A 5,468-nucleotide genomic window follows, 5' to 3' on the forward strand; every position below is an offset into this window, starting at 1 on the left:
GATTTTCTTCATATCCCCTGCCGAATCACGATGATCGACACGTTCGATATCCTGCTCGATGATCGGACCTTCATCCAAGTCATTCGTCACATAATGTGAGGTCGCCCCAATCAGCTTGACACCCCGGTCATATGCCCGTTCATAAGGCCGTGCCCCGATGAATGCAGGTAAAAAGGAATGATGGATATTGATGATTTTATTCGGATGGGCCGCTACGAAATCCGGCGTCAGGATCTGCATATACCTCGCTAACACAATCAGGTCGATATTGAATTCCTCGAGAAGGCCAAGCTGCTTCGTCTCCACTTCCTTACGAATATCCTTATTTGCAGGAATATAATAAAAAGGAATGCCCATCGATTCGACAATTTGTCTCGTATCTTCATGATTACTGATGACAAGCGCTATATCGGCCAACAAATCCCCGCTTTGCCATTCCCATAGCAATTCAAGCAGGCAATGCGGCTCCTTGGAAACGAAAATCGCCGTCCGCTTCAAATCACTCACATGCGTAAGTGTCCATTCCATCGAAAATGCTGCCGAAACCTCTTCAAAAGCCGATTCCATTTCCGCTGCCCTCTCCTTTAATCCTGGGCAATCGAATTCAATCCGCGTAAAAAAAGTACCACCCTCAGGATTCATCGAATACTGGCTTAACTCGACGATATTTGCATCATATTGTTTAAGGAAGGCCGTAACTGTCGAAACGATTCCTGGCTGGTCCGGACATTTAATAATCAAACGGCCCCGATCTTGATTTTTTTCGCGAAATTCCTCTAATTGCCCTTGCACAAAGTTGCTCACCATTTTCCCAACTGCCCTTCTACTATTTTGCTACATTATACTTCATGTCATGGGCAGAATTAAAGTCGGTCATCATTATGGGTTTGAATGATGCTTCCCATTTCAAAGTATTCTGGCATTTTTCATAGAACAGCAGTATACCGTTCAGTTGAATATAGGAGGAAACTTGCATACAAATAGCTGATCAATTCTTCCTTTCAGCTTTTTCTCTCCTCTCCGAAATATATACCATATTTACTAAATGATATTGTTTCAAAATTGGAATTTATCATCTCTATATTGGAATTCAAAAAAGCAATATTCATGTTAATTTTAGTACAAGTTGAGGTTTTCATCGAAAAACTCAATCGGCCGAATAGTAGTATGAAATGAAAAAAGGAGAAGGAATAAATGAAATATTTATCAATAGTAGCAGTATTTTTATTTTCTTTTGGTTTTGCCACAGAAGGCTTTGCCGAGGAAAATGGTACAAATGTTAGCAAAGAGAGACTAACACATACAGAGTTAGATTATCTTGTAAATGAAGTTGGTAATACTGAAGAAGAAGCCGAGGATTTACCTGTTGAAATTGCGAAACAATTAATTGAAGAGGAAGCTCAAGTTATTGATACTGGATCAGAAATCATGGATATATATCTGCCAGAATTCAACAAGCCTGGTCAAGTACAAATTAGACCATTTGCAACTATCGCTGCTTCAACGTTAAAACTAGGCGGAACGGTATATAAAGTAACTAGTGATCGATCAAAAGAAGATAAATTTTATGTGTACGGTAACTTTCAATGGTTAAAGACACCTTCATTTAATTTAGTTGATAAGATGACTATTGGTTTCCCTTCAAGTTCAGGGCTCTATTTACCAACTAGTGGAGGGAAAGTAACACAACACCAACACAGATATTCCCAAGATCAACAAGGAAATGGGCGATGGATTGATTATACCATCAAATATTCTCCAAGTAATTGGGAGCCAAGTGCCGGTGTGGCTGGTTCATATGATATAAAAGCTTCTACTAGTAAGACTAAGCATAAAGGGTATATTGGACAATACGTATATGTTCCAACATCTAAAAATGGTAAAATAAACATAAAAATAGAGTATGGGCATAAAAGAATCTCCGGTACACCTTCTGTGTCCGTTTTTCCAGCCGGTTTATCCATTACACCCACTAATACAACAGATACAAGGCCATATGGATTAACTCTGTCTTATTGATTGGTTGTTAGAAAGGGAGGGGCCATGAGGCAAATCATTATTAATTTCATTTTCATTCTAACCATTTCTGTAGGGTTATTTTTTATCCTTAGCTATGATGCATCGTTAGATAGTGATTATATGTTGTCTTTTTTAATTATCATTTCACTGCAGCTTTCTTTAATATTAGCTATTGTATTAAAAAGAAGATAACACAGGGGTTTTTCAGGGTAAACGTTTAAACAAATCAAACACATTCCTCGGTTTTAACCCATCTAAGATCAATCCCTGAACAAAGTTTAACTCCTAAAGAATTTAGTACTGGAATGACTTCAAATTGACTAAAAATCTAGAAAACGCTTAAATCACCTAGTTAATGCAATGATTGAGGAGGCATAACATGAATGAAACAATTGTGAATTGGTTTGATGTAGGATATCAAATTACTATATTCATATTATTCGTTGCTTTAATTTCTTTCATTATCCATTTGGTAAAAAGAAAAAAGCGTAATAAAAAATCTAACTATTAATATCCAGTTTGGAGATGTAGAGGCGGAACTTCCGTAACTCACAGTGGAAGAAGATCTAAAAAAGAGGCTGTAAATGAGGCTAAATCAGCATTTACAGCCTCTCTCTATTTATTCTCTTCCGGTTTTACTACCCTTTTGAGACAGCAAGAAGTTTAAATATAAATAGCTAACGACGTGTCTTTATGCTGTTATATTATTTATTTTTTTTCACCTAAACATGCCGCTAAAGATAAAAATATATATGGGAAATCCAATAAAATTAAATCCGGAAATCCATAACCATGAAACACTAAGTTATACTCTGGATGTTCATCCATTTAATAACCATTTCCCGCCATATAAGATCCAACAAACAAATAAGTAATGAAAGATATTGTTAAAGTACTTATGATGATCGCAAAGTAAAATATAAACTGGCTCATAAATCGCTTGATTGGAACTGCTTAACATATGAAATTACCTCTTGTTTCAAACAATAATCGCTTTCAATCAATTTTCCTTTTATGATTTTGCAACAACCAAATAATTAGTAAGAAAAATAACGCCCAAGTAATTCTAAAAAATATATTTAGCATAAGGTTATGCTGGTTGAAAAAATCATCTTGAATAATGAAAGTCGATAAGAAGCCTATTATAAAAATAACTATGTACCTCTGCAGCATATATTTATCTCATCTCTATATAAAAGGTATCGTAGTCGTACACCTACTATGTCGCGTAACTGGCCTACAAAACATACATATTTTCCTTCATTTCTATTTCTCCTTACCTCTTACCTTTTTAAACACAAGAACTAATAAATATATAAATAACAAAAGCCCTCCAAAATTCAACAATTGCCATATAATATCTCCCACAAAAAGACCTCCTTTTTTTATAAAAAATCTAAGGGAATTTCAAAAAGGGGTTCGAATCTATAAAATTTGGAACCCTTTTGTCTACAGTGAGAACGCCCTTAAGGCGTTTCTCTTATTTTAGGAAGACAGCTACACTAGTGTCTTTCAAATTATTAATTTCCTAAAAGTTAATTTTTTACAACGAAATCAATCAAATGACTATTCTCAACTGGAATTTCTGCTTTAAGGTTAAAAGCATGATTATCAATGACAAGTAAACTTTCTTTTTCTTCATTTATTTTAAGCAAATAAATTTCTTTTCTTTCGATATCTTGATACAAAAACCTATAATGACTATCCGTTTTCAGATAATCTTTTTTTATAGGTCGAAAATTCGGCTTTGGTTTAAATGTCATAATCCCCAGCATAGAACCTTGATCATTACTATTGATACTGAATAACGCTTGATTACTGTCTATAAATAACGGTCCTCTTTCTTCTTTATAAATAGTGGCTTGATTAGATATCCCTTCAAATGGACTGTATTCTTTATAATGAAAGTTTTTATCATAAACGAAAATCTTTCCGGAATCACTTAAAATGTACGCATGATTTTTTGTAGAATAAATAGGGGTTAAATCTATAGTATCGACTGGTAATTTGTATTCGACCGTTTGATTTTCCAAATCTATTACACCTATCCCTGAATTTTCATATACATTTTTTTCATTAACTTGACCACTCGTTCCATAAATTATTTTATTATTAAATTCTAAGAGAGGAGCCCATTTAGGAACATGGCCATATTCCGTTTCAAAATTTTTTTTATAGAATAATCAGAGATTGATACATTAAATTCGTTATTTTCCAGATTTACATTTTGCTCTCCAGTCTTATGTGAGACAAGCGTTTGAAATAAAATATCATCTCCATAATGAATAATATGATCAACACCGACTTTATGTTCAAAATAATTCAAGTTTACTTTCGTGAATTTTTTTTCTTTAATATTGTAGGTGAAATAGTAATTATCGATAGTGGCTTCACCAAAAAAAGAAATATACAATTTATTGATATCATTTGGTTTTTGATGGAAACTCATTCTTCTAATATCTCTATCTTTTATTTCATATTCACGTACTATATCTCCCTGATTTGTCACTTCCTTAACAATCGTATTTTTTTGAGAAACTCTCAAGTCGGCAGGATAAAACAGTAAATAATTTTTTCCGTTACTTGGAACTGGATTGAAATTCCCGATCCCATTTACCACTATTCTTTGTGTACTTTCTTTCTTAAAAAAGACAAACGCAATCACAACAAACACAAAAGATAATAAAATTAAAGGTAAGTACTTTTTCTTCATAATTCTCCTATAGTTTCCTTTAAATTTTACCCGGAAGTGAGGTGCCCCAATTCTTTTTCACTCGAGTATTAGCATCATTCAGAATATCATTAGGTATTACTGCCAAGATTCCATCAATATGAAAAGCTCTTGAAGATTGCAAGTTATACCCTGCATAATCCCATTGTGCATTTGTTAATTTAGAACAATACCAGGCATCCGTTGACCATATAGTGGTTTTTAATTTATATGGTTCTCCTATTTGATCCTTACCGTAGTTTACTGCCTTTTTACGTTCAGCAGCAGTAGCATCTTTCCCTAGCTTACTTGTTACTTTAAGTTGCTTAATTCCCCTAGCCCCCCCCCCACAAATTACTACGATTCCAATGATGGACTTTCGCTCCATTATTTTTGGTTTTTGACGCTTCAATAACATAATAATCTGTGGTTGATAAAACTGCTGTATGACCCGTGTAGGATTTTTCTCCGATGGAATTTTTACTTCCACTACTATAGTATAATATATCTCCATACCGCCAACTGGTGGCTAAAGATCGCATTCCACTATTAAAGTATGGTTCCGATTTTATATCTAATTCGCCAAGCTTATCACTTAACTCATAATACTGGTTTAAATCATAAAATATATCATTTTCAAGCGTTAACAAATAATTCTCAACATCAATATGAATTTGATTAACCTGATCCACAAATTTTTGTTTGGTTTCTGCCTTTCCAACTTCAACTAGTAATAACT

The 5,468-nt window shown here is 34.0% G+C and carries 7 protein-coding genes; 2 read left to right on the top strand and 5 right to left on the bottom strand.

Annotated elements, in window-relative coordinates:
• The coding region (purU, locus tag CVN76_RS22475) for a formyltetrahydrofolate deformylase (RefSeq protein ID WP_100533123.1) at window positions 1–804 on the bottom strand (804 nt) is incomplete at its 3' end.
• Window positions 805–1,194: 390 nt separating this feature from the next.
• Here purU and CVN76_RS22480 point away from each other — a divergent pair.
• The gene (locus CVN76_RS22480) at window positions 1,195–2,019 is read left to right on the top strand and encodes a hypothetical protein (RefSeq protein WP_100533119.1); all 825 of its coding nucleotides are present in this window, start codon (window positions 1,195–1,197) and stop codon (window positions 2,017–2,019) included.
• 379 nt (window positions 2,020–2,398) lie between these two features.
• Window positions 2,399–2,530: a hypothetical protein gene (locus CVN76_RS32180; RefSeq protein ID WP_269800072.1), complete on the top strand. Its 132-nt coding sequence runs from the start codon at window positions 2,399–2,401 to the stop codon at window positions 2,528–2,530.
• Between the two features lie 1,024 nt (window positions 2,531–3,554).
• Here CVN76_RS32180 and CVN76_RS22485 read toward each other — a convergent pair.
• From CVN76_RS22485 to CVN76_RS31955, 4 genes are all read right to left on the bottom strand, one after another.
• Window positions 3,555–4,052, bottom strand: coding sequence for a hypothetical protein (locus CVN76_RS22485; protein ID WP_100533120.1), 498 nt, complete (start codon window positions 4,050–4,052; stop codon window positions 3,555–3,557).
• A gap of 86 nt (window positions 4,053–4,138) precedes the next feature.
• The gene (locus CVN76_RS22490) at window positions 4,139–4,732 is read right to left on the bottom strand and encodes a hypothetical protein (RefSeq protein ID WP_100533121.1); all 594 of its coding nucleotides are present in this window, start codon (window positions 4,730–4,732) and stop codon (window positions 4,139–4,141) included.
• 19 nt (window positions 4,733–4,751) lie between these two features.
• Window positions 4,752–5,141 (bottom strand): hypothetical protein, encoded by a 390-nt coding sequence (locus CVN76_RS22495; RefSeq protein WP_157805759.1) that lies wholly within the window; start codon window positions 5,139–5,141, stop codon window positions 4,752–4,754.
• A partial coding sequence (locus tag CVN76_RS31955) for a hypothetical protein (protein WP_157805760.1) occupies window positions 5,065–5,468 on the bottom strand: 404 nt, incomplete at its 5' end. The genes CVN76_RS31955 and CVN76_RS22495, both read right to left, overlap by 77 nt.

It is taken from the genome of Bacillus sp. mrc49, from assembly GCF_002803435.1.